The organism is Mesorhizobium sp. B2-3-5, assembly GCF_006442395.1.
Taxonomy (GTDB): Bacteria; Pseudomonadota; Alphaproteobacteria; order Rhizobiales; family Rhizobiaceae; genus Mesorhizobium.
Genome location: NZ_VFVX01000017.1, coordinates 37,830 through 60,852, shown reverse-complemented (window position 1 = coordinate 60,852; position 23,023 = coordinate 37,830). Strand labels below are relative to the sequence as shown.

Sequence of the window (23,023 nt, the reverse complement as noted above, 5' to 3'; positions counted from 1 at the left end):
GATCCCGGCGGTCGGAATTGGCCTGATATCAGCGATGGCAGACATAGCAATCCGTCATCGTTTCGGGGTGGATGTCGAGCAAACTGATCAGTGAGCGTCTGATCCGCGCGATGTCGTCAGGCGGCTTCCAATGCATCAGGAACACGTCCTGCAGTGGCCGCAGATTGGGCTGGGGATCGCGATGGCAATCGAGGCACCAGCCCATGTTCAGCGACTGCGCCCGCACGGTCAGCGGCATGTCGTCGACCTCGCCATGGCATGTCTCGCAGGCGACGCCCTTGGCGATGTGAATCGAATGATTGAAGTAGACGAAGTCGGGAACGCTGTTGACGCGCTGCCATTCGAGCGGATGCCCTGATGCCAGGCTCGCCCGCACCGGTGCCAGCATGTCTGCGTTGGTGAACAGCTGCGAATGGCACGTCATGCACACTTCGGTGGCCGGCAGCCCGGCCGATGACGAGGTCTCGACGCCGTTGTGACAGTACCGGCAGTCGAGCCCGAGTTGGCCGACATGGTGCTTGTGGCTGAACGGGACGGGTTGAGCCACCGCCTGGCCCACGCCGGTCACGAAGCCTGAACGCGGCAGGGCGATGCCGATCACGATGGCTAGAAGCAACGCCGCGCATGTGGCCCAAACCACGAAGCGGGCGACACCATTGGCGCTCTTGGAAAAGACCTGCGGCATCCCCTCGCCGAATTTGCTGAAACGCGCGTGTGAGCTAACGGCGCGTCATAGGGATGGTTCCGGCGCCACGCCGGCAGTCACAAATTTTTGACCCCATCAGTCTCCAACAAATCGACTGGTCGCAACGCAGCGGCGTGCCCGGGAGACGGATGCGCTCGCCCTGTCGCAAGCGACGAACGCCGGCGACGCGGTTCGAGGCCGGATATGTCAAAGTTTAATGCACATGTTGGTTTCAGATGGTAGGTAAGGCCAAGCGGGGGGCTCTCTTGGGAGGAGATCAGTCCGATGGAAGTTAGAGAGCTGCTTGAGAGATTGTCGGCCGCTGTGTTGCGCCGGCGTGCCGCTGCTTCACCAAAACCTGTCAGGCCGATTCGAAACTCGCTCTCCGATGTCCCGGTAAAGCCACGCCAGGTGCCATCCTACCGTCCACGGCCACCATCCCGGCCGGCGAGCAACATGTAGCCGGATAGGGAAGCGGCGAAAGGCCCGCAAATGACCTGGCCAAGGATAGATTGCGCTCGGGGTATGAAAAGCCGGCCCTGATCTCGAATTGTGGCGCCGTCGATTAGAAGAGGTCACCAACCAGTAGGTGCCCTGGCCGTTGATCCGGCAAGGCCTCATTTCACCTTCCAGTGAATGGGCAAATTGCAGGGGAACTTTCTCACAATCGTCTGGTTGTTTTCCGAGCACCAGCTGGCGGGAAGGAACTCCAAAATGGACAGGGAAAGCCCGAGATCGACGGCCAGAATTGCCGGCCATCCAATTCATCCAATGTTGGTCACGATTCCGATAGCCTGCTTCGTCGGAACGTTTCTCACGGACATGACCTACTGGCGGACGGCAGAGATGATGTGGGCCGACTTCTCGGCCTGGCTGGTCACCATAGGTGTTATTATCGGTATCCTGGCGGCCATTGCAGGTCTCGTCGATTTCATCGGCGAGCGCGAGATCCGGGCACAACCGGTCGCCTGGCTGCATATGGCCGGCAACCTTGTTGCGCTCATCCTGGCCTTCTTCAATATGCTCGTTCACACGCGCGACGCATGGACCTCGGTCGTGCCGACAGGGCTGATCCTATCGACGCTGGTCGTACTCATCCTGATTGTTACAGGCTGGCTCGGTTGGGCCCTGGTCTATCGCCATCATGTGGGAGTGGCCGATGAGACACTTTGATCGAGCCTTCAAATTGACGATGGCAGCGCTTCTGTGCGCCACGGCCTTTGGTGTCGCCGGCTGCAGCGACGACAACACCGACCCGAGCACGCAGATCGGTGCGAACCCGAAACTGCCTGACATAAACCAGTATCTGTTCCCGCCGATGCATCTTGCCTCCGTGGTGGGATGGAAGAACGACGAGAAACCAACCGTAGCCCAGGGCTTGCAGATCAAGGCGCTGGCCAAGGGGCTTCAGCACCCGCGCTCGCTCTATGTGATGCCCAATGGCGACATCCTGGTCGTGGAATCCAAGGCACCGCCCGCGCCATCGATCAAACGGCCGAAGGATCTGGTGATGGGCTGGATCGAATCACTCACGACCTCGGGCGGCGACACCGGCCCGAGCAATCGCATCACCTTATTGCGCGACGCCAATGGCGACGGCGTGCCGGAGTATCAGGGCGTATTCCTCGACCATCTGAACTCGCCATTCGGCGTCGCGCTGGTGGGCAACGATCTTTACGTCGCCGACACCGACGCGATCTTGCGTTATCCCTATCAACCGGGCGACACCAAGATCACAGCGCCGGGGACGGTGCTGACGGAGCTGCCGGGCGGACCGATCGATCACCATTGGACGAAAAGCCTGGTCGCCAGCCGCGACGGCTCGCTGCTCTATGTCGGCGTCGGTTCGAACAGCAACATCACCGAGAACGGCATCCAGGCCGAGAAGGACCGCGCCGCGATCTGGGAAGTCGACCGGGCGACGGGCCGTTCGCGTATCTTCGCCAGCGGACTGCGCAATCCCAATGGTCTGTCGCTTGAGCCTGAGAGCGGAGCGCTCTGGGCGGTCATCAACGAGCGGGACGAACTCGGTCCGAACCTGGTCCCGGATTACCTGACATCGGTGAAGGATGGTGCGTTCTATGGCTGGCCCTACAGCTATTACGGACAACATGTCGACCCGCGCGTCATGCCGCAGCGGCCGGATCTGGTTGCAAAGGCAATTCCGCCCGACTACGCGTTGAGTTCCCATGTCGCGCCGCTTGGACTGGCTTTCTACACCGGGACCAGCCTGCCGCAATCCTATCGCGGGGGTGCCTTCATCGGCGAGCACGGCAGTTGGGACCGCGCTCGCTTCAATGGGTACAAGGTTGTCTTCGTGCCGTTCAGCGGCGGTCACCCAAATGGAGTGGCGCAGGACGTCGTCACGGGTTTTCTGAACGACAAGGGCGAGGCGAGAGGGCGACCGGTTGGTGTGGCGATCGACAAGTCGGGGGCGCTGCTCATAGCGGACGATGTCGGCAATACGGTGTGGCGCGTGACGTCATCTGGTCCGTAACGGGTCTCGGTTGCCGATGAACGTTTCCTGGATTTTGTATGGAACGGATGACCATTCACGGGATTACGAAAAATCAACCCGTGAGGAGGCACGACGATGGATCACACCAATCACGTCCGGCTCAGCGCCAGCGAATTGACGCCGACAATTCTCGAAGACGCCGCTGTTTACGGTCCCGACGACGAAAAAATCGGTTCCGTCTCGCACGTCCATGGTACCGGCCCGGCAACCGAAATCGTCATCGATGTCGGCGGTTTTCTGGGCATCGGCGCCAAACCTGTCGCTGTTCCTGCCAGCCAATTGGACTTCATGCGTGACGAAGACGGAGAAGTGCACGCCGTCACGACATGGACGAAGGACCAGCTCAAAGACATGCCCGAACATCACGACCAAGGAGGCTTGATCATGACAGGCTCGCGTAAAGCTGCACAAGGCACCACGAATGAGAAATCGCGCTGGGAAGGCCCGCCGGAAAACCGTCCTCGCGGATACCGTCCGGCAAAGGACGACCCCGATATCGACAGGGATGCCAGCGGCGAAAACCTGCAGGATCCCGACAAGCGGGATTTGGGCGACGCACTGAAAACGAAGGGCGATAAATAGCAAGAATACAATACGGCACCGTTCCGGCAGGATCGGGCAAAGTCCGCCACGACCGCGGCGGGTTTGAGTCGTTCATATTGGGCCGAGGGGAGTCCTATCGCTCTTTGACTTCCCCTATGGGCGCCTTCGCTCTCGGACACTTTCCATCTGGATTCGGCCTCTCCAGAGCCGCGACGCTTGGCCGGCAACAGCATCGGCGCATGCATTTCGCCTCGTAACATTGCTCCCGCATCACTGCCGATCAGCGCCCCGTGCATCGAAATTAAGTGTAACTCCAACCACTACGGCTCCGGATTTGTCACGGACCGTCACCCGTAATTCGTGGTGATCCCCATCCGGTAAGGCATCGCGCGTCATGTCCACGATCGCTCGGACGGCTTCTTTCTTGGCATGATCCAAGTCGGCGCAATCGATGCCGTGCCGGTCTCGCGCCAGGTTGCCATTCTCTTCCACGTCGAAATAGAAAATTGTCATGGTGCCGCCAACGTCGGGCGTCCGGAAAAGTTCCCGTCCGTCCTGCGCCGTCTGGGACAAGCATTTGAAGACGCGCAGCTTCGAAGAACGTGGTATTCTAACCGAAGGGGGGCGCGTTTGAGCTCCCGCCCATCCGTTGTGCCCGATCCGCATCAGCGGCCTACGCGTTCGATCGAGGCTAAGATGATGCTTGAGTCCCTTTATCTGCAACTCGGCCAACATGACGACCTTTCCAATGAGGAAAAGACCCTCCTGGCCGGCATCATATCCACGGGTCGGGACTTCGCCGTCGGCCAGGATATCGTTGCCGCCGGATCCCGCCCCGCCTACAGCACCTTGATATTGGATGGCTTTGCCGCGCGCTACAAGGTGCTGGAGAACGGCGGACGTCAGATCACTTCATTGCAGGTGACTGGTGACTTTGTCGATCTTCATGCCTTTCTCTTAAAAATCATGGACCACGGCATCATCGCCCTTTCGCCTTGCCGCGTGGCCTTTGCCGACCACGGCAAGCTGAAGATGCTTACCGAACGGGCTCCTCACCTGACGCGCCTTTTGTGGCTGGACACGCTCATTGATGGCGCGATCCATCGCGAGTGGATCGTGGCGATGGGACGACGATCCAAGACTTCGCACCTCGCTCATCTGATCTGCGAGCTCTTCGTGCGGCTGCGCGTAGTCAATCGTACTGACGGCATGAGCTTCAGCCTGCCTCTCTCGCAAGCCGAGATGGCCGATGTGTTGGGCCTGTCTGTTGTGCACATGAACCGGGTGATCGCTTCCCTAAGGCGGCTAGAAGTCGTCGCCTGGTCAAATCACACGGTGACGATTTCGGACTGGGACCGGCTGGCAGGGATCGCCGAATTCGATCCCACCTATCTGAGCATGAATAACGAGCCAAGATAGCGTCCAGCGTGGCTCAATGTCCTGTTTTCGTGCAGGGGTGCGGCCACCGGTCTGTTCGCCTGAGAACCGCGCCCCAAGGCACTGGCGGCCCAAGGCATTGGCGGCAGCAGGATACCGGAAGAAAGACGCCTCAATATGCCCTGGACGTCCGCAAGTCATTTAGGGTGCGGATTTTTGAGGCTCGATCCGATCGGCTTCAGTCGGCCCGCCCTGCGCTCCGAGACGGCCTCGGCGAGGGCTCGCGCGGCATTGCGCACCTCTTCTTGCACAGCCTCGTTGGCATCGAGTTCCTGATGGCTGGTCGCATACGGCTTCCAATAGCCGATATAGCGATCAAGTTCGGCATAGGCTCCCGCCGGCGAAAGTTTCATGAAGCAGAGCCAATCGGACAATGACCGTCGCACATTTTCGACACCTTCGACATCGCCGTGGACCACGACGGAAAACAGCCGGCCCGCAAGATGACGCGGGTAGTCCCAGCCGCTCATCTCGACCTTCTTTGCCTCGGTAGCGTCCTTGCCGTGCGTGAGCGTTGGGTCGGGGTTGCCTCCGTCCGCACACACAAGCCGGTCCATCATGAGCTTCACGGGCGAGGAAACCTGGTACCAATTCACTGGCGTGATGACCATGACACCGTGCGCGGCGACCCAAAGCGGATAGATGTCGTTCATCCAGTCCTGGGTCTGGCCGAGAGAATGATTGGGATAGCATGAACAAGGCCAATGGCACAGCGCCGCCGCGGTCGAGAAACATGCCTTGCAGGGGTGAATGTTGCGGCCATATTCTGAAGCGAGACGAGACAAATCCAAAATCTCGGCGTCCAGCCGGGCCTCGTTTTGAATAGTTGACCTTGCGATTTCGGCCAACCGGAAGCTTTTCGACATTTCGCCCGGACAGGTATGCTCACTGCGCGACGATCCGTTGACAATGAGTATGGTCGGCTTTCGCGCCCTGTCCTCATATCTTTCCTGGGCATCGCGAATGGCATCACGCGCGGAAAGCCATTCGACCGACAGGTCGTAACCAGGATCAGCAAATTCCGCGCCTGCCTTGCGGGTGACCGGACTCTTCCTGGACTCCCTATAGGCCTGCCAGGCGACTTCGGCGAGTTCATCGATTGCCGCCTCATGCGGTTGAAACGCCGGATCGAAAAATTGCTCCCGGTACCGCCTCTTGAATTCGACCTCGTCGAGCCGGGGACTTGGCATGCCCTTGCGGGGGACTGGCGCCTCTACAGGCTCATTATTCATCACTTCTCCTCGACCCGCCAGGCCTGCGCTTGTGGCCTGCCCAGGCGTGCGTCCCGTGTGGCTAGAAGTTTCCGTGGTCTGCTTTGTTCCCCGGGGGCCAACGGGCGCCCGGGGTGCGTTTCCACTCGTCCACCTATGCCGCCCCCTGGGCGCTGCTGGTCAGATGCGGCCCAGGACCACGAGGATAATTATGATAATCAGCAACAGCCCGAGACCGCCTCCGCCATAATAGCCGGTCCCGTAGAACGGACCGCCTCCCAGGCCGCTGAATCCGCCCAGCAATGCAAGGATCAAGATGATGATGAGAATTGTGCCCAAGCTCATGTGATAGTTCTCCAGAACAGCCCAACCGGCTACTGAACAGAAACGCGCCTGGGTGCTTCGTGTTCCGGTGTAACCAAGCCGGCGAACGGAAAGCACGGCTCGAATCAGATCCCTGCTGGCAGCGATCAGGCCAAGAACGCGTTCGAAGCCACGATGGAAATGAAGAAAATCGACGCGGCCGCGATCAAGACGGCCATTCGCAGGTAACGCCGCAGTGGGCCAAGATGCGCGCTAGAGCCTATCCTTCGGCCTTGAAATTCTTGGCTTCCTTTTCAACCTTCTTCTTGTCACCGCCGTGCTTGCGAATGAGATCGTCAGCCTGCTTCGGCGATACGTCGGTCGTCTCCGCCAAGCGCATTGCTTCGTTTTTCTTTTCAGATGATGTCTTCTTGGCCGTGGTCATAAAAGGTCTCCTTGTCGATGTGCCTCGTTCGCAACCGGGAATGACTGTGAGCGGTCGCGCAAAGAGAGGTTGGGCTGAGAACAATAACGCGGTTTTCTGATCGGGCCGCAGGGGCCGGAATGTGCGTCCGGCGCCGCAGGAAAAGCCTACTTGCTCCAGCGGCCTTCGTACTTGAACTCCGGCGCAGCCTTTAGCTGGTCCTTGGTGGCGTCCATGGTGGCCGTCCACTTTTTGTCGTTCTCGGAGTAATTGACCTTCACAGCAGCCGGCGAAACGATCACGTAATGCTCTCCAACGCCGAGGAAGCCGCCCGCCGAAACGATGTAGCCGGCAAGCGCGCCATCGGAGATGAGGAGATCCTTGATTTCCCCGACGGTCTCGTTCGCGCCATTTACGATATTAAGCCCGATCAGATTGTAGCTCAGAATATCGGTAGGCTTAGCGGTGACATACGTTCCAGTCGTCGTAGCAGTCGCCGATTGCGCGAGGTTCGGTGTCGCCAGTGCGGACACTGCAGCCAGAGCGATCAGAATGTTACGCATAAACTTCTCCTGTTGAAGGGCCATCCGCCGCCGATTGAACGTGGCACTTCAACAAGGGTTCCGGTCTCAACGATGCATTCTATTTCGCCAAGAATTCTTCGCCAAGAATTCCGCGATCGACAGGCCTATCAGGTTAGGTGGCGCTGTCGATGGCAGCTGACTGCTGCCGCGAGCAGGTCAGCGCAGTCATCTATTGGACCGTAGTCGCTCGTCGAAAACCGTCTTCAATGATTCGGGTGGAAACGATCCCCCGCCTGTTGAAGAAAACCAGCCGTGACGTCCAAGTCGCCAAGCGAGGATTATATAATAATGTCAATGATTTATTAGGAGTAACCCGATGGTACCGTTGGCTGGGATCGAACCAGCGACCTCCGGATCCACAATCCGGCGCTCTAACCAGCTGAGCTACAACGGCACACTTGCCTGAGCAAATCCCTGCAGGAAACCCGTCCCACTTGATCCGCTCTGTCGTTCGGCGATGCGTCCTTACGGGCTTATGGATTTTAATTCAAGGCTTTTGCAAAGCAAAGACCACTTCCCCACAGCGGCACAACGTGCACAAGGCAAAGAAAAAGGCCGGCGGGAGGAGGTGCCGGCCTTTTCCTGTTACAAGCCAGCGGGAGGAGGAGCTGGCTGGTCACCCCGGAGGTGAAGGGAGGAGGTTCCACCCGCCGGGTATTCGTTGATGGCTGCCATCATACGCTTGATCATACCGGGGGAAATGCGACCTTTCGTTGCATCTCCCGATCATGCGTAAATATTAGGCAGCCTTAATGTCCTTCACGGCCTTCTCGAAGGCGGTCTTGATCGGCTTGGAGACGTCCTCGGCCGCCTTGGAGGCGACGGCCTGGAAGTCCTTGGCCTGCTCGACGGTCATCTCGACGCGCTGGCGCAGGAAGGCGGTCTGCAGCTCGACGACTTCCGACAGCGACTTGGCGCCAATCAGGGCTTCGAGATGCGAGAAGCCGGCTTCGGCGTTGGCGCGCAACGTGGCGATGGCCTTGAGCGACAAGTCGCTCGAAACGGTCTTGGCGGTCTCGTAGGTCGACTCCAGGGCCTTCTGGGTCTCTTCGGCGCCGGTCTTGAGCTTGGCATAGGCCTCTTTCGACTGCTCGACGCCCTTCTCGGCGAAAGCGCGCATCTGGTCGGTGGCCTTGGAAGCGTCGAAGCTCGGGAATTCAACGTTTTCGATCGTCTCGGCGGTCTTGGTCCTGGACATTTTCCATCCTTTTCAGCGGGCAGCGGCTTTGACAGAAAGCCGTCTCGTTCATGTATGATGGCAATATAAAGGCAATTTTTGTGCATTGCAATATCTTTGTTGCAGTGCACAAAAAATTGTTTTGCCCCGTTAACCAAAAGCCCAGATTCCAGCCTTTGCACGTTCTGGCTTGTGGACCTTCGCGCCTGCGGCTTTTATTAACAAAGCGTTAACTGCAAATTCGCCGCTCCGTGAGGGTCCGCCAAGCGCATGCCGTCCGAATACTCCTTCCTCGACGTCGCCGTCCTCGACGCGGTCCGCGAGCGGTTTGCCGCCGGCGACGCGATCGCGATCCTGTCGGTGGACCTGGAGCAGGTGATCTGGGCCAATGGGCCGGGCGCCGCCGTGTTCGGCTACCCCGACATCGAGGCGATCATCGGCGCCTCGGCGCGGCTGCCGCTGATCGCCCGCCGTCAGGTGATGGCGACCAGTTGCTTTCCTGAGATCGGCAACGATCGCGCCATCATGGTGCGGCTGGCAACCGGCATGACCAGCCGCGCTGTCGGCTTTCTTGCAAGTGCCGTGACGCTGCCCGATGACGAAAAGGCGATCATGCTGGTGGTGCCGGCGGGACAGACAGGCTCGCGAAGTGTTGCCGAGATCGCCAGCCGGGCGATCAGTGGCTTCACCGAAGACGGCCATTTCATCGCCTTCGTCGATGCCAAGGGCAATGTCGAGGCGGCCTCCGAAGGATTTTCGGCGCTTGGCATCCAGCCCGCGACGCTGGCGGCCCTGGTGGCCGATGTGGCTGCCGAGGGCGACCGCATCGTCAAGCGCCTGGTTCCGGGCAGCAAGACCTCCTACCCGGCCGGTCTCGCCCGGCTGACGCCGGAGCGGCATCTGCTGGTAGTGATCGACGAGGATCGGCTCGAGGACGCCGATGTCGCAGACGGAACGCCGGCGCACGAGCCTTCCGACGCGGCGACGGGTGCCCCCGCCGTACAATCCCGGCCAGATGCGGACAAGGAGCGGGCCGCGGATCCACAGGCAGAAACGGCCAGGCAGGAACCCACCCCTTCTGAAGCCATCGCCGAGGACCCTCCCAAGCCGACCGAAGTTGCAGGCCCGGCCGGACCGGTGGCGGCAAACAGCGACCAGCCGGCGAACGGCGGCACGTCTCCACAGCACGATCATTGGTATTTCCATGCGGGCGAGGACGATCATCCGCCCGAGCCCGCCACGCCGGCCCCGGAGACCGGGACCAGACAAGCCGTCGCCGGAGCTTACGAGGAAAGGAAGGGGCCGGACGACATCCAGGCCGCCTCCCCTTCCGCCCAAACCGCAACCCCAGCCGGCCGCACGATAGACCGTTCGGTGGCGCCGATGCGCTTCGTCTGGCGCACCGACGCCGAGGGCAGGTTCAGCGCGCTGTCGCCGGAATTCGCCGACATTGTCGGCAAGCAGGCCGCCGACGTGATCGGCCGGCGCTTCAGGGATGTCGCGGCGGCCTTCGGTCTTGACGCGTCGGGCGAGATCGCCGGCCTTCTGGAGCGACGCGACACCTGGTCCGGCCGCTCCGTGCTGTGGCCGGTCGTCGGCACCGACATGAAGATCCCCGTCGACCTCGCGGCTTTGCCTGTCTATGGCCGCAGCCGCGCTTTCGAAGGCTTCCGCGGCTTCGGCGTCGCGCGGACCGGCGACGCGGTCGTCGATCCGGAAGCGATCGGCATGGCACTGTTGCCCAATGGCGAGGCCGCCGCGGCGTCAAAGCCGTCAGCCGTCGAACCTCCCACCGAAGAGCCCAAGGCCGAGGAGCCGAACGCTGCGGACCCGTTCAAGGGCGAGGTGCCGGCGCTGACCATCGTGCCGAAACCGGAACGGCGCTTCGCCGACAAGGTCATCCGGCTGGCCGAACACCGGCAGCCGGCCAACGACAAGGGATTGTCGACGCTGGAACGCAGCGCCTTTCGCGAGATCGGCGAACGGCTGAAGAAGGACAGTTCGCCGGCCGAGCCTCCGCAAGCGGAAAGGCCTGGCTCGGATGAACCGGCGGCCAAGATGCCCGCTGAACCCCCGGCCGAAATAGCAGATGTCCCGACGCCGGAGACCGAAGCGCCGACCATGGACGCAGGCGAGGTTGCGTCGAAACCCGATACAGAACCGGCCGAGCCATCCGAGACCGATGCCGGGGATCAAGAGGACTTGGCACGGCTTGACGGTGCGCGGCCAGACGAAGCGACGGATCGGAAGCCCGCCAGCAGCTTGCCCAATCAAGCAGGCTCGCTGCTTGACTATGCCGGCCGGGGTGACGAAGCCGGTCCTGTCGCCGATAACAGCGATCAGCCACCGGTTGCCGATCCGGCGGCGGAACCTAAAATCTCCGAGGCCCTCGCGACCGGCGGCGGACCGATCGCTGCCAAGGCCGAGGCTGTCGATGATGACAGCATGACCTCGGATGATTTTCGCGATGCCGAGGACAATGAGGATTGGAAAAACGGCGAGGAAGCCGCCTCACCCGACGAGCAGGCCGTTGCGCCCGCCGCCGGTGCAACCGACGGCGCAAGCGGCGCTGCGGACAATGCGATGGAACGGCCACGCTTGCAGGTGCCGCCACTCAAAGCCAGCGGGTTCTTGCCGTCCGCCTTTTCCGTCGGAGATGATAACAAGGCTCCCGATACCTTGCTGCTCGGTAAGCTGCCGGTGCCCCTGCTCATCCATTCGGGCGACCAGTTGCACTATGCCAACGAGGAGTTCCTGAACCTGACCGGTTACGCCGCGCTCGAGGACCTTGAGGATGCCGGCGGCCTGGGCGCGCTGTTTGCCGATCCCTATGCGGATGACGGCGCCTCCGACGGCAGCGACCATGCGCTCCGGCTGAGGACGCGCGACGGACACGAATTCCCGATCGACGCCATCCTGCGCTCGGTTCCCTGGCGCGACGGCAAGGCACTGATGCTGGTCGTGCGCCGTTCCGGCGAGGACGAGGCGCCGGCGGCCCTGCACGTGGTCGGCGAGCAACAGACGCAGCCCGACATTTCCGAGCTCAAGGCACGCATCGCCGAGATGCGCACCATCATCGACACCGCCACCGACGGCGTCGTGCTGATCGGCAGTGACGGCACCATCCGCTCGATCAGCCGCCCGGCCGAGGCGCTGTTCGGCTTCGACAGCGACGAGGTGACCGGCAAGCCGTTCGCCTCGCTGTTTGCAATCGAAAGCCAGCGCGCGGCGCGCGACTATCTGAGCGGACTGTCCGAGCCCGGCGTGGCGAGCGTCTTGAATGACGGCCGCGAGGTGATCGGACGCGAAGCGCAGGGCCGCTTCATCCCGCTGTTCATGACCATCGGCCGGCTGCCCAACGACAGCGGCTTCTGTGCCGTGGTGCGCGACATCACGCAGTGGAAGCGGGCCGAAGAGGATCTCACCCAAGCGCGTGCGGTGGCCGAGCGCGCCTCCTCGCAGAAGACCGACTTCCTCGCCCGCATCAGCCACGAGATCCGCACGCCGCTCAACGCCATCATCGGCTTTTCAGAACTGATGGTCGACGAGAAGTTCGGGCCGGTCGCCAATGACCGCTACCGCGACTATCTGCGCGACATCAACCGCTCGGGCAACCATGTGCTTGATCTGGTCAACGACCTCCTGGATATCTCCAAGATCGAGGCCGGCCAGCAGGAGATGGCCTACGAGGCCGTTTCGCTCAACGACACGCTGGCCGAGACGGTGGCTATGATGCAGCCGCAGGCCAACCGCGAACGCGTCATCATCCGCTCCAGCTTCGCCTCGCGGCTGCCGGAAGTGGTGGCGGACCTGCGCAGCGTGCGCCAGATCGCGCTCAACATCTTGTCGAACGCCATCCGCTACACTCAGGCTGGCGGCCAGGTGATCGTCTCGACCGCCTACGAGACCTCGGGCGACGTCGTGATGCGGGTGCGCGACACCGGCATCGGCATGAGCCCGGCCGAGATCGAGCAGGCGCTGAAACCGTTCAAGCAGATCAACGCCCTGAAGCGCGGCCGCGGCGACGGCACCGGCCTTGGCCTGCCGCTGACCAAGGCAATGGTGGAAGCAAACCGCGCCCGCTTCACCATCAATTCGACGCCTGGCGAAGGCACGCTGGTGGAGGTCGCTTTTCCCTCCACCCGGGTGCTCGCGGAATAGCAAAGTCCAAAAGAAAAAGGCGCCCTGGAGGACGCCTTAAAGATTGGATTGCTGTCACAACGGGGCTTGAGCGAATTCAGTCCTCCGGGGGCCGAGGAACGGGATTTCTCCCTCAAGTTACGTGCGACTATCGGCGTCGGGCCTTAACAAGTCCTTACCGGCGCCGCGGAAAATTTACGAATGTGTACCACTCGTGAAATCTAGGTAAATTCGCACGCCATATTTCATTAACCATGCCGGCTGGGCTCATTCGGCAAGCTGAGGCAGGTTCCTGAACAGTTCCAGCGCTTCCGGGTTGGCGAGCGCTTCCTTGTTCTTGATGGCGCGGCCATGCACCACGTCGCGCACGGCGAGTTCGGTGATCTTGCCCGACTTGGTGCGCGGAATGTCTGTGACGGCGACGATCCTGGCCGGGACATGGCGAGGGCTCGCGCCGCCGCGGATCTTGGCGCGGATGCGTTTTTCCAGGTCTTCGTCCAGTTGCACGCCGGCGGCCAGCCGCACGAACAGCACGACGCGCACGTCATTGTCGAAATCCTGGCCGATGCACAGCGCCTCCAGGATCTCCGGCATCTGCTCGACCTGGTTGTAGATCTCGGCCGTGCCGATGCGCACGCCGCCCGGATTGAGCGTGGCATCCGAGCGGCCATGGATGATCATGCCGCCATGCGCCGTCCATTCGGCGAAATCGCCATGGCACCAGACATTGTCGAAACGCTCGAAATAGGCCGCCTGGTATTTCTTGCCGTCGGGGTCGTTCCAGAAGCCGATCGGCATGGACGGGAACGCCTTGGTGCAGACCAGTTCGCCCTTCTCCTGCCTGACCGGCTTGCCGTCGTCATTCCAGACGTCGACGGCGAGGCCAAGGCCCGGCCCCTGGATCTCGCCGGTCCAGACCGGCTGGGTCGGTACGCCGAGCACGAAGCAGGAGACGATGTCGGTGCCGCCGGAAACCGAAGCCAGATGCACGTCCTTCTTGATGCCGTCGTAGACGAAGCGGAAATCCTCGGGCGACAGCGGCGAACCGGTGGAAGAGATGCTGCGCACGCTCAACAGATCATGGCTGCGGATCGGCTTGAGGCCGGCCTTGCGCACCGAATCGATGAATTTGGCCGAGGTGCCGAAAAAGGTCATCTTCTCGGCATCGGCGAAGTCGAACAGAACGTTGCCGTCGGGATAGAAGGGCGAGCCGTCATAGAGCAGCAGCGTCGCACCGGAAGCGAGGCCCGACACCAGCCAGTTCCACATCATCCAGCCGCAGGTGGTGAAGTAGAAGAAGCGGTCGCCATCCAAGAGACCGGCATGCAGGCGGTGTTCCTTGACATGCTGGATCAGCGTGCCGCCTGCCGAATGGACGATGCATTTGGGAATGCCGGTGGTTCCCGACGAGAACAGGATGTAGAGCGGATGCGAAAACGGCAGCCGCTCGAAGGTGACGGCCTTGGCGGCGAAGGGCGACAGCGCCTCTTCCATCGCCACGGCCTTGTCGATGGTGTCGGCCACGTCGGCCGAGGTGCCGAGATAGTCGACGAGCAGAACCTTGCGGACACTGGCGAGCTTGGCCGCGACCGCCGCGACCTTGTCGGCGACCTCGATCGCCTTGCCATTGTACCAGTAGCCGTCCGGCGCGATGAAGAGCACAGGCTCGATCTGGCCGAAGCGGTCGAGCACGCCCTGCTCGCCGAAATCAGGGGAACAGGATGACCACACCGCGCCGATCGAGGCCGCGGCCAGCATGGCGGCGACGGTTTCGGGCATGTTGGGCATCATCGCGGCGATGCGGTCGCCCTTCTTTACCTTGAGCGAGACGAAAAGCTGCTGCAGGCGCGAGACCAGGCCATGCAGTTCGCTCCAGGACAGCCGCCGCTCGACCTTGTCCTCCCCGCGAAAGACGATCGCCTCGGCCGCGCCGGTCGTCTTCAAAAGGTTCTCGGCGAAATTCAGCGACGCATCGGGGAAGAAGGCGGCGCCAGGCATCCTGTCGCCATCGACAAGTATGCGTTCGTCCCCACCGGTGCCCTTGTCGCCAACGACTCCGCAGAAGTCCCAGACCAGGCTCCAGAATGCCTCGCGGTTCTCGACCGACCAGCCGTGAAGGTCGGCATAGGAGGCGAATGCGGTGCCGGCTTTCGCCTCCGCGGCCTTCATGAAAGCAGTCAATGGCGAAGCGTCAATCTGGTCTTGCGTCGGGGTCCAGAGCGGTACTTCGGCAGCCATGATCGATCCTCCCAGGGTCGTCATCGCTTATGCATATCGCAGCGCAGCAGAGCAAGATTTTGTTCGGCTGATACCGCTAGGTGTGCGCAAATGCCATCGCCGGGCCATAAAGACTTGAAATGCGTCAGCCCTAAGTCGTAGTGACGACGGGAAGTCGTGGTGACGACGGGGAGTCGTGGTGACGACAGGAGTCGTGGTGACGACAGGAGTCGTGGTGACGACAGGAGTCGTGGTGACGACAGGGGTTACACCCGTCGGATGATTTTATCGGAATGGAAGCATACGGGGCGATATGCCATCATCCTTGATCCGCCGTGGAGTATGGGCGATCGGCGCTGCCGTGATCGTCATCGCTCTGGTGGTCGCCGCCCTGCCGCTGATCGCCTCGACGCGCATCGTGCGCGACCGCATCGCCTGGGAGATGAGCGCCTGGAGTGGATTCCGGGTTGCCATTGACGGCTCACCGCGCATCGAGGTCTGGCCGAAATTCCGCGCGATCCTGACCGATGTGACGCTGTCAAAGTGGACGGACACCGACGCGCCGCCAGTCGTCGAGGCCGAACGGGTCGAGGTCGACCTCTCGGCCATGGCGGCGTTGCAGGGCGATGTGGCGTTCTCCACGGCGCGGCTGGTGCGGCCGACGATCCGGGTCCAGCGCACGGAAAACGGCCTGTTCCTGCCCACAGCACCGACCGGCGGCCGCATCGCGCGCTCCATCGACACCGCCCGCGGCGTCGTCAATGCCAACCCCGCCAAGCCTGACCTCGACAAGCTGCCGGCCGATGCCTTCGGCACGGTGGAGTTCAGGGATGGGCGCATGGTGGCTTCGGTCAACGGCAAGGACGTGGAAATCCTGAGCAGCCTTAATGGCCAGGCCAGCTGGGCGGCGATGAACAGCAACGCGACACTGTCGGCAACCGGGATCTGGCGCGGCGAAAGCGTGACCGTGGATGCCGCTTCGCCGAAGCCGCTGGTGCTGTTTGCCGGCGGCACGGCGCCGCTCACCTTGTCTTTCAAGGCCGCGCCCGCCACCTTCTCCTTCGACGGCATGGCCAGCATGTCCGAGAACGGCTATTTCGACGGCCAGGTGAAGTTCGCAGCACCCTCGCTGCGCCGCGTGCTGGAATGGTCGCAGGCTGGCATCGCGCCAAGCGCGGCGATCGGCTCCGTCAGCATTTCGAGCAAGGTCACGGCGTCGGCCGGACGCGTCAAGTTCGAAAATACCGCGCTGGCGCTGGACAACAATCCCGGTATGGGCGCGCTGGACCTGTCGCTTGGCGATGCACAGCCGGTGATCTCCGGCACACTCGCCTTCGACACGCTCGATCTCAGATCATTCCTGTCCGCCTTCACGCCGCTGGGGCCGGCGAGCGGAGCTGGACCTAGTGATGCCGACACGAGTTTTGCCGACCGGGTCAACCTCGATCTCAGGCTCTCGGCCGCACATGCCACAGCCGGCAGCATCCAGCTTGCCGATGTGGCCGCCACCGCCCAGGTCAAGGATGGTCTTTCCGTCTTCGACATTTCCGATGCCTCGGCCTTTGGCGGCAACATCCAGAGCAGCCTTCGTTTCGACCGCAAGCCCGAAGGCACCCAGGTCGAGATCCGGCTGCTTGCTTCCGATGTCGATGGCGGCGCGTTCGGCACGGCGGCCGGGATGACCCGGCTGGTTCCGGTCGGCACGGGCACCGTTTCGGTCATCCTCAAGGGACCGGGCAGGACCTGGGATTCCATCTTCGAAAACGCCGACGGCTCGGTGACGGCGACCTTCGGCCCCGGCGCGCTCAGCAAATTCAACCTGCCGGCCTTTCTCAAGCATACCGAACAGGGCGGCTTCTTCGCGCTGGACGACGTCTCGGACGGGACGCTGCCGATCGACGGCGCCGAAGTGAAGGCAACCATTTCGAGAGGCGTGGCGAGGCTGGACAAGGCCGAGGCCAATTCGGCGAAATACAAGATCTGGCTTTCCGGCATCGCCTCCTATGCGGGGCGCGGGCTGGCGTTGTCCGGCGGCGTCATCCAGCCTGACCAGGCGGCGCAGAAGAACGGCCAGCAGGGGCCGAACCAGTCGTCCTTCTTCGTCGGCGGAACGTGGAGCACCCCGTTCATTTCACCGATAAGCCGTGGCGTCTCTGGCGAATAGGACAATTCCAGGAAACGTGCGAAGCGGGTTTCCTGGAATTGCGTCAAAACAAAAAAGTCGGAGCGGTTCGCTGTTTCCATAAAACGGTGAACGGCTCCAGCCTCGGCTTCCGTCTCCCTCACCCGCGCTGCGCGGCCCGCTCGTCGAGCTGGCGCTGCACCTCACGCCGCTTGTTGGCGATCGAGGCGATGATGACGCCGACCGCGACGACGGCGATCAGGATCGTGCAGGCGGCATTGATCTCCGGCGTCACGCCGAGGCGGACCTGGCTGTAGATCTTCATCGGCAGCGTGGTGGCGCCCGGCCCGGAGGTGAAGCTGGCGATAACCAGATCATCGAGCGACAGCGTAAAGGCCAGCATCCAGCCGGAGACGATCGCGGGCATGATGACCGGCAGCGTGATCTGGAAGAAGGTCTTCGCCGGCGTGGCGCCGAGATCCATCGCCGCCTCCTCCAGCGAACGGTCGAAGGAAACCAGGCGCGATTGCACGACGACCGCCACGAAGCACATTGTGAGCGTGATGTGGGCCAGCGTCACCGTGAGGAAACCGCGATCGAGACCGACGGCAACGAAGAGCAGCAGCAGCGACAGGCCGGTGATCACCTCCGGCATGACGAGCGGCGCGAAGACCATACCGGAAAACAGTACCCTGCCCCTGAACCGCGTGTAGCGCGTCAAGGTCAGTGCCGCCAGCGTGCCGAGCACGGTCGCCACCGTCGCCGAAATGACACCGACGCGCGCCGTGACCCAGGTGGCATCCATCAGGCCCTGATTGTGGAACAGCGACACGTACCATTTGGTCGAGAAGCCGCCCCAGACGGTGACGAGCTTGGATTCGTTGAAGGAGAAGACGATGAGCAGCACGATCGGCAGGTACAGGAAGGCAAAGCCAAGCACGATCGAGGTGACGTTGAAGCGGCTCCAGGTGGCGTTCATTTATCCTGCTCCTGGGCACGCGCCTGCGCTCGTTGGAAAAGCATGATCGGCACGGTCAGCAGCAACAGCAGAATGACGGCGACGGCCGAAGATACCGGCCAGTCACGGTTGGCGAAGAACTCGTTCCACAAGGTCTTGCCGATCATCAGCGTCTGCGACCCGCCAAGCAGGTCGGGAATGACGAACTCGCCGACAGCGGGGATGAACACCAGCAGGCAGCCGGCGATGACGCCCGGCAATGAAAGCGGGAAGGTGATCTTCCAGAAGGCTGATGTCGGCGGGCAGCCGAGATCCTTGGCCGCCTCGATCAGCGAATAGTCCATCTTTTCCAGCGACGAATAGAGCGGCAGCACCATGAACGGCAGATAGGAATAGACGATGCCGATGAAGATCGCCGTGTAAGTGTTGAGGATCACCAGCGGCTGGTTGATGATGTGCAGGGACAAGAGCAGCTGGTTGAGCAGGCCTTCAGGCTTCAGGATGCCGATCCAGGCGTAGACGCGGATCAGGAACGACGTCCAGAACGGCAGGATGACCAGCATCAGCAATGTCGGGCGGATGGTGGCCGGCGCACGCGCCATGCCGTAGGCGATGGGATAGCCGACCAGCAGCGTCAGCACGGTCGAAATGGCGGCGATGATCAGGCTGGTGACATAGGCCTTGAAATAGAGCGCGTCCTGCGTCAGCCAGACATAATTGTCGAAGTTCAGGTCACGGAACCCGGCGAAGAAGCCGGAAACGCCGTCGCTGAAGTCGAGCACGGGTGTGTAGGGCGGCATGGCGATCGCCGTCTGCGACAGCGAAATCTTGAAGACGATGACGAAGGGGATGAGAAAGAAGAACAGCAGCCAGAGATAGGGGACGATGATGACGAGCCGGTTGACGAAACCGGCGGCCAGCCGTGCCCCGAACGGCTGGCCGGCGGCGGATGGTGCGGCGGCGTCGGTGACAGCGATGTTGGACATATCAGCCCCCTATCGTGTCAGGACGACGCCGGCGTCGGGCCGGAAGGACACCCAGGCGCGGTCGTTCCAGGTCAGCGGATCCTCGCTCACGCGCGCCGCGTTCAAGGCACTTGCCCGCACGAGCTGCCCGTCATCCAGCCTGACGTGATAGACGGTCATGTCGCCGAGATAGGCGATGTCATAGACTTCGCCCTCCAATGCGTTGACGGCGTCGGCCGGCTTCTTCGACGACACCCTGATCTTCTCAGGCCTGATGGCGAAGATGATGTCGGCGCCTGTCGCGGCGGCGGCGCCATTCTCGACGACGATCTGGGCTCCGGTCGTGCCGGTGATGCGTGTTGTCTTGTCGGTCCGCTCGGCAACCTTGCCTTCGAACATGTTCACGTTGCCAACGAAATGCGCCACGAAGCGCGACGTCGGGGCCTCGTAAACCTCCGCCGGCGTCGCGACCTGCATCACTTCGCCCTTGTCCATGATGGCGATGCGGTCGGCCATGGTCATCGCTTCTTCCTGGTCGTGGGTGACGACGACGAAGGTCAGGCCAAGCTCCTGCTGCAAGTCCATCAGTTCGAACTGGGTTTCCTCGCGCAACTTCTTGTCGAGAGCGCCGAGCGGCTCGTCGAGCAGCAGCACCTTCGGCCGCTTGGCGACCGAGCGGGCGAGCGCGACGCGCTGGCGCTGGCCACCGGAGAGCTGGTGCGGCTTGCGCTTGGCGAACTGCTCGAGCTTGACCAGCTTCAGCATCTCGGCGACGCGCTTTTCGATATCGGCCTTCGGCATGCCCTCCTGCTTCAGGCCAAAGGCAATGTTGTTCTCCACCGTCATGTGCGGGAACAGGGCATAGGACTGGAACATCATGTTGACCGGTCGGCGATAGGGCGGAATGCCGCGCAGATCCTGACCATCGAGCAGGATGCGGCCGGCCGAGGGTTCCTCGAAACCGGCAAGCATCCTGAGCAACGTCGACTTTCCGCAACCCGACGCGCCGAGCAGGGCGAAAAATTCGCGCTCGAAAATGGTCAGTGACAAATTGTTGACGGCGGTGAAGTCACCGAACTTCTTGGTGACGTTGTCGAACTGGATGTATGGCTTGGCGCTCGGGTCGTTCCATGGCGCGAAATCCCTGCGGATGCTGCCAAGCGATTTCATTTCCAACTCCGTGCTTCAAAATTCCCCAAAGGAAAGGAGGCCCCGGCAGTTGGCTGCCGGGGCCGTATCCCATGACTTACTGGCCGGTGACGATCTTGGTCCAGGTACGCGTGATGACGCGCTGGGTCTTGGGATCGTATGGCGAGACGGTATAGAGCTTCTGCAACGTCGCGTCGTCCGGATAGACGGCCGGGTCGCTCAGCAGCGCCTTGTCGACGAATTGCTGCGACGCCTTGTTGCCGTTGGCGTAGAGCACGGCGTTCGACGATTTGGCGATCACGTCCGGCGTCATCATGTAGTTGAGGAATTCATGCGCCTCGGCGACATGCGGCGCATCGGCCGGGATCGCCATCTGGTCGAACCACATCTGGGCGCCTTCCTTCGGCACGGAATAGCCGATCTCCACGCCCTGCTTGGCATCGTTGGCGCGGTTGCGCGCCTGGAAGACGTCGCCGGACCAGCCGATGGCCAGGCAGATGTCGCCATTTGCCAAGGCATTGATGTACTCGGACGAGTGGAATTTCCTGATAAAGGGGCGGACCTTCATCAAGGCGTCCTCGGCCTTGGCGATGTCATCGGGCGAGGTGCTGTTCGGGTCGAGGCCGACATATTTCAGCGCCGCCGGAATGATGTCGGCCGGCGAATCCAGCACGTAGACACCGCAGTCCTTCAGCTTAGCCAGGCTCTCGGGATTGAAGAACACATCCCAGCTGTCGATCTTGTCGGTGCCAAGCGCGGCCTGCACCTTCTTGATGTTGTAGCCGATGCCGACCGTGCCCCACATATAGTTGATCGAATACTCGTTGCCCGGATCGTATTTGGCGGTCCGTTCCGAAACCGTGTCCCACATATTGGAGAGGTTCGGCAGTTTCGACTTGTCGAGCTTCTGGAACACGCCGGCCTGGATCTGGCGGGCAAGGAAATTGCCGCTCGGCACGACGACGTCATAACCGCTGCCGCCGGCAAGCAGTTTGGTTTCCAGTATCTCGTTGGAATCGAAGGTGTCGTAGACGACCTTGATGCCGGTCTTCTTGGTGAAGTCGTCGATGATCGTCGGATCGATATAATCGGACCAGTTGAAGACATTGACGACGCGGTCCTCGGCGTGCCCCGCGGGCGTCAAAAGCGCCAGAAATACCGAGGTCGCCGAAAGCCATAGCGCTTTGCGGATCATGCTATTCTCCTTTGGTGAGTGTTCCATCGCCGACTCGTCGCGGCGTGCGCGCGGCCGGGCATTTGCTTCAGACTATTGAGCTTTCCAGGGGACAACAAGCGCCAATCGGCGCGCCCGACGCAGCCCAGGAATCGTCTCGGACTGGAGGGAATCACGGCGCCGTCAGAAGCTTTCGCCACCGCGCGGACAGAAATACAGAAATATGGTCCGGTCTCGATCGGGTTGCCGGGGAGACTTGGCAAGATACGCCTGTCTTGTTGTTGCCGTGTTCACAGCCTGCCCGGGCGGCAGCAACGTTGTCAATGGCAAAGCATCGGTGCCGGCATCAATTAGGCGACGGCACTCCGGTAACCCCCGCCCGTTGCGGCCGTGCCTGGCGCTTGAATTCAAGCCCGATATGGACAAGGAGTGCCGTGACCACCACCGCACCGCCGATGATGGTACGTCCGGACGGCACTTCGGAATGGATGAGCCATACCCATATCGGCCCAAGAATAGGCTCGAATGTGCCGAGCAGTGCCGCGATTGCCGCCGGGATCAGCCGAGCGCCGGTGGCGAAGAAGGCGAGGCCAATGCCGAGATTGACCACGCCGAAGGCGAACAGAAAACCCATGTCACCGGGCGAGACCGAGAAGGTCGAGGCCTGTGAGGCGGCAAAGCCCGCGGCCAGAATCGTGCCGAGACAGGTCGCCGGCGTCATGCGCACACTGGAGAACCGCCGGGTGATGACTGTGGCGATCGAGAACATGAATGCGATCAGCAACGCCAGCCCGTCGCCTATGGGCGATACCGCGCCATCGAGCGATTCCGACACCATGATGGCGACGCCGGCGATGACGGCGGCGATCGCCACCCAGGTCACGACACCAACCCGTTCGCGAAACAGAGCCCAGGCAAACAGCGCCGCCAGAAGCGGCACGCCGGCCTGCATCAAAAGGATGTTGGCGACGGTGGTGTAGCCGAGAGCCACGACGAAGGCGGTTGACGCGATGGCAAAGCAGAACCCGACCGCAAGGCCGGGCAGGCCCATGTCGCGGAATGATTTCAGCATGCCGCGCCAACCGTCACGCCAGACCATGAAGCAGAGCAGGAAGGCGGCGGCCCACACGGAGCGCCAGAACACCACCGTCCAGGTGTCGCCGGCAGTGATGAAGCGGGCGATTGTGCCGCCGAAACTCCACATCAGCGCCGACAGGAACACCAGCAGGAAGCCGATGCGCTCCTCGCGCCGCGAGGCGGTCGATGCAACAAGGCTCCGTGATGATGCTGCGTCTGTCATGGGCGCGACTGTCGAGCTTTTGTGGTCGGGGACGATGCGCAAGGGACGACAAAAATATACTCCGTTCGCGTAACGCAAACGCGCTGGCCGGGCGTGGTCCAGAGCCCGGCGACGAT

General features: G+C 61.9%; 19 protein-coding genes, 1 tRNA gene and 1 pseudogene. 7 read left to right on the top strand and 14 right to left on the bottom strand.

The window, feature by feature from the left end:
• Positions 1 to 28: 28 nt before the first annotated feature.
• The gene (locus FJ958_RS19505; protein WP_140744808.1) at positions 29 to 685 is read right to left on the bottom strand and encodes a cytochrome c3 family protein; all 657 of its coding nucleotides are present in this window, start codon (positions 683 to 685) and stop codon (positions 29 to 31) included.
• A 714-nt stretch (positions 686 to 1,399) separates the two neighbouring features.
• On the opposite strand from FJ958_RS19505, the gene FJ958_RS19500 reads away from it, so the two are divergent.
• The 4 genes and pseudogenes from FJ958_RS19500 to FJ958_RS19485 all read left to right on the top strand — a co-directional run bounded on the left by FJ958_RS19500 (position 1,400) and on the right by FJ958_RS19485 (position 3,785).
• The gene (locus tag FJ958_RS19500) at positions 1,400 to 1,858 is read left to right on the top strand and encodes a DUF2231 domain-containing protein (RefSeq protein WP_140744807.1); all 459 of its coding nucleotides are present in this window, start codon (positions 1,400 to 1,402) and stop codon (positions 1,856 to 1,858) included.
• 19 nt (positions 1,859 to 1,877) lie between these two features.
• Positions 1,878 to 3,182 carry a sorbosone dehydrogenase family protein gene (locus FJ958_RS19495; RefSeq protein WP_246679667.1) on the top strand — a complete coding sequence of 435 codons (1,305 nt, stop codon included), beginning with the start codon at positions 1,878 to 1,880 and terminating at the stop codon, positions 3,180 to 3,182.
• Positions 3,183 to 3,278: 96 nt separating this feature from the next.
• A pseudogene (locus tag FJ958_RS19490) lies at positions 3,279 to 3,569 on the top strand (PRC-barrel domain-containing protein); the annotation flags it as partial.
• Positions 3,570 to 3,587: 18 nt separating this feature from the next.
• Positions 3,588 to 3,785, top strand: a complete 198-nt coding sequence (locus FJ958_RS19485) for a hypothetical protein (RefSeq protein ID WP_140744860.1) — start codon at positions 3,588 to 3,590, stop codon at positions 3,783 to 3,785.
• A 231-nt stretch (positions 3,786 to 4,016) separates the two neighbouring features.
• Here the strand turns inward: FJ958_RS19485 and FJ958_RS19480 are convergent, their stop codons facing one another.
• On the bottom strand, positions 4,017 to 4,259 hold the full coding sequence (locus tag FJ958_RS19480) for a hypothetical protein (protein ID WP_140744805.1): 243 nt from the start codon (positions 4,257 to 4,259) through the stop codon (positions 4,017 to 4,019).
• A gap of 186 nt (positions 4,260 to 4,445) precedes the next feature.
• Between FJ958_RS19480 and FJ958_RS19475 the strand changes: the two genes are divergently transcribed.
• Positions 4,446 to 5,165 carry a Crp/Fnr family transcriptional regulator gene (locus tag FJ958_RS19475; protein ID WP_140744859.1) on the top strand — a complete coding sequence of 240 codons (720 nt, stop codon included), beginning with the start codon at positions 4,446 to 4,448 and terminating at the stop codon, positions 5,163 to 5,165.
• 155 nt (positions 5,166 to 5,320) lie between these two features.
• Here the strand turns inward: FJ958_RS19475 and FJ958_RS19470 are convergent, their stop codons facing one another.
• The 6 genes from FJ958_RS19470 to FJ958_RS19450 form a co-directional block, all read right to left on the bottom strand.
• A complete protein-coding gene (locus FJ958_RS19470) occupies positions 5,321 to 6,415 on the bottom strand; it encodes a flavodoxin family protein (RefSeq protein ID WP_181176443.1) in 1,095 nt (364 codons plus the stop codon).
• 159 nt (positions 6,416 to 6,574) lie between these two features.
• Entirely contained in the window at positions 6,575 to 6,739 is a 165-nt protein-coding gene (locus FJ958_RS19465) for a DUF3309 family protein (RefSeq protein ID WP_140610360.1), read from the bottom strand.
• Positions 6,740 to 6,977: 238 nt separating this feature from the next.
• Positions 6,978 to 7,142, bottom strand: a complete 165-nt coding sequence (locus FJ958_RS31630) for a hypothetical protein (protein WP_181176442.1) — start codon at positions 7,140 to 7,142, stop codon at positions 6,978 to 6,980.
• Positions 7,143 to 7,288: 146 nt separating this feature from the next.
• On the bottom strand, positions 7,289 to 7,684 hold the full coding sequence (locus tag FJ958_RS19460; protein WP_140744804.1) for a PRC-barrel domain-containing protein: 396 nt from the start codon (positions 7,682 to 7,684) through the stop codon (positions 7,289 to 7,291).
• Positions 7,685 to 8,022: 338 nt separating this feature from the next.
• Positions 8,023 to 8,099, bottom strand: a tRNA-His gene (locus FJ958_RS19455).
• A gap of 345 nt (positions 8,100 to 8,444) precedes the next feature.
• Entirely contained in the window at positions 8,445 to 8,903 is a 459-nt protein-coding gene (locus FJ958_RS19450; RefSeq protein WP_140744803.1) for a phasin, read from the bottom strand.
• Between the two features lie 249 nt (positions 8,904 to 9,152).
• On the opposite strand from FJ958_RS19450, the gene FJ958_RS19445 reads away from it, so the two are divergent.
• Positions 9,153 to 13,043, top strand: coding sequence for a PAS domain S-box protein (locus FJ958_RS19445; protein WP_140744802.1), 3,891 nt, complete (start codon positions 9,153 to 9,155; stop codon positions 13,041 to 13,043).
• Between the two features lie 246 nt (positions 13,044 to 13,289).
• Here the strand turns inward: FJ958_RS19445 and FJ958_RS19440 are convergent, their stop codons facing one another.
• Complete coding sequence (locus FJ958_RS19440; RefSeq protein WP_140744801.1) at positions 13,290 to 15,260, bottom strand: acetoacetate--CoA ligase; 1,971 nt, start codon at positions 15,258 to 15,260, stop codon at positions 13,290 to 13,292.
• Positions 15,261 to 15,552: 292 nt separating this feature from the next.
• On the opposite strand from FJ958_RS19440, the gene FJ958_RS19435 reads away from it, so the two are divergent.
• Positions 15,553 to 17,403 (top strand): AsmA family protein, encoded by a 1,851-nt coding sequence (locus FJ958_RS19435; RefSeq protein WP_140744800.1) that lies wholly within the window; start codon positions 15,553 to 15,555, stop codon positions 17,401 to 17,403.
• 118 nt (positions 17,404 to 17,521) lie between these two features.
• On the opposite strand, the gene FJ958_RS19430 is transcribed toward FJ958_RS19435, so the two are convergent.
• From FJ958_RS19430 to FJ958_RS19410, 5 genes are all read right to left on the bottom strand, one after another.
• Positions 17,522 to 18,340, bottom strand: coding sequence for an ABC transporter permease subunit (locus FJ958_RS19430; RefSeq protein ID WP_140744799.1), 819 nt, complete (start codon positions 18,338 to 18,340; stop codon positions 17,522 to 17,524).
• Positions 18,337 to 19,305, bottom strand: coding sequence for an ABC transporter permease subunit (locus FJ958_RS19425; protein ID WP_140744798.1), 969 nt, complete (start codon positions 19,303 to 19,305; stop codon positions 18,337 to 18,339). Before FJ958_RS19425 ends, FJ958_RS19430 begins: the two co-directional genes overlap by 4 nt.
• 9 nt (positions 19,306 to 19,314) lie before the next feature.
• Positions 19,315 to 20,454 (bottom strand): ABC transporter ATP-binding protein, encoded by a 1,140-nt coding sequence (locus FJ958_RS19420; RefSeq protein ID WP_140744797.1) that lies wholly within the window; start codon positions 20,452 to 20,454, stop codon positions 19,315 to 19,317.
• A gap of 76 nt (positions 20,455 to 20,530) precedes the next feature.
• Entirely contained in the window at positions 20,531 to 21,628 is a 1,098-nt protein-coding gene (locus tag FJ958_RS19415) for a polyamine ABC transporter substrate-binding protein (protein ID WP_140744796.1), read from the bottom strand.
• 325 nt (positions 21,629 to 21,953) lie between these two features.
• On the bottom strand, positions 21,954 to 22,907 hold the full coding sequence (locus FJ958_RS19410) for a DMT family transporter (RefSeq protein WP_140744795.1): 954 nt from the start codon (positions 22,905 to 22,907) through the stop codon (positions 21,954 to 21,956).
• Positions 22,908 to 23,023 lie beyond the last annotated feature (116 nt).